Below are 1,821 nucleotides of genomic sequence, written 5' to 3'. Positions count from 1 at the left end.
CAACAAGCGATTGCCCTCGTCTTACATCTCCTGCGGCAAAATATTTTGGAGCAGAAGTTTTAAAGTCGATGACATTTGCACTTACATTTCCACGCCCATCTAATTCAACTTTTGAGTTTTCCAAAAGTCCTTCAAAATATGGATGTAAAAATCCGATTGCTAAAAAGACAAAGTCAACTTTTATTATTTCTTCAGAGCCCTCAACTTCCCTAAATCCAAGTCTTCCATCTTCATTTACAAAACTTTCAACTTTTGCGATTTTTACTCCACAAAGATTTCCATTTTCATCTTTAATAAATTCTTTTGTTGTAACATTCCATTCCCTTGGGTCATTTCCATAAACTTCAGTTGCTTCCTTGTGAGAAGTCGAAGTTTTTAGATACATTGGAAATTGTGGCCAAGGGTTTTTTGATGTACGAGTTTCAGATGGCTTATTTAAAATTTCAATTTGTTTTACACTTGCAGCACCTTGTCTTACAGATGTTCCAACACAGTCAGAACCAGTATCTCCACCACCGATTACAAGTACATTTTTACCTTTTACATCAATTTCTTCGTTATACAAAGGAATATTATTTACTTTTCTGTTTTGCTGAGTCAAAAAGTCCATTGCAAGATAAACACCTTTTGCTTCTCTTCCTTTGATATTCAAATCTCTAGCTTGTTTTGATCCGCAAGACATAAGAATTATGTCAAACTCTTTTTCCAGTTCTTCGTTGGAAATATCTTTTCCGGCTTCAGTGTTGTAAATAAATTTAACACCTTCTTCTTCCATAAGTTTTACTCTTCTGTCAATTATTTTCTTATCAAGCTTAAAATCAGGAATTCCAAGTGCAAGTAATCCACCAGCTCTCTCATTTTTTTCATAGACTGTCACATTGTAGCCAAATCTGTTTAAAGTTTGAGCGGCAGCAAGTCCAGATGGTCCGCTTCCAATTACTGCGATTTTTTTATCAAATCTTTTTTTAGGAGTTTTTGGTTTTACCCATCCGTTTTCCCAACCTTTTTCAATAAGAGCAAGTTCAATATTTTTAGTAGTTACAGGTTTATCATTTTTTCCTAAAGTACAGCTTCCTTCACAAAGTGCTGGACAAATTCGCCCAGTAAATTCAGGAAATGGATTTGTTGACAAAAGTAAGTCCAAAGCCTTTTTCCATTCACCATTATAAACTAAATCCTGCCATTCAGGACAGTGGTTGTCAACTGGACAGGCCCAATGGCAAAAAGGAACTCCGCAGTCCATACATCTAGCCGCCTGTGTTTCTATGTATTCATCATTTAAAGGGATGTCAATTTCATTAAAATCTTTAATTCTGTCAGAAATTTCCCTAATTTTTTTCTCTTCTCTATGTATTTCTAAAAATCCACCTAGTTTTCCCATTTCTAAGCCTCACCTCTCTCAAATATTTCTTTAAATTCAGGTGCAATAACAACTTTAAAGTTTTGTTTTTCAGCTTCCCAATTGTTTAAAATTTCCTTTGCAATGGCACTTCCTGTATAATTAAAGTGTTTTTCCACATAAGTTTTTATTTCATTTTCATAAACTTCGTTAAGTTCGTCAAAATCGACCATTTCTTTATTCAAATTTTTCTCAAAAGTATTGTTTTTATCATAAACATAAGCAATTCCACCGCTCATACCAGCGGCAAAGTTTTTCCCAGTTTGTCCTAAAACAATAGCACGACCTCCAGTCATATATTCACAGCCGTGATCTCCAACACCTTCTACAACAGCAACTGCTCCAGAGTTTCTAACACAGAATCTTTCTCCAACAACTCCGTTTAAATAAGCTTCTCCTCTGATTGCACCGTATAAAATGGC

At 34.9% G+C, this 1,821-nt stretch carries 2 protein-coding genes; both read right to left on the bottom strand.

The window, feature by feature from the left end; translation table 11 throughout:
* A partial coding sequence (locus Q0370_RS01325) for a glutamate synthase subunit beta (RefSeq protein WP_299571060.1) occupies positions 1 to 1,381 on the bottom strand: 1,381 nt, incomplete at its 3' end.
* A 2-nt stretch (positions 1,382 to 1,383) separates the two neighbouring features.
* The coding region (locus tag Q0370_RS01320) for a hypothetical protein (RefSeq protein ID WP_299571058.1) at positions 1,384 to 1,821 on the bottom strand (438 nt) is incomplete at its 5' end.

This window comes from uncultured Leptotrichia sp. (assembly GCF_938036635.1).
GTDB lineage: Bacteria > Fusobacteriota > Fusobacteriia > Fusobacteriales > Leptotrichiaceae > Leptotrichia > Leptotrichia hongkongensis.
This window is presented reverse-complemented; position numbering and strand designations above follow the sequence as displayed.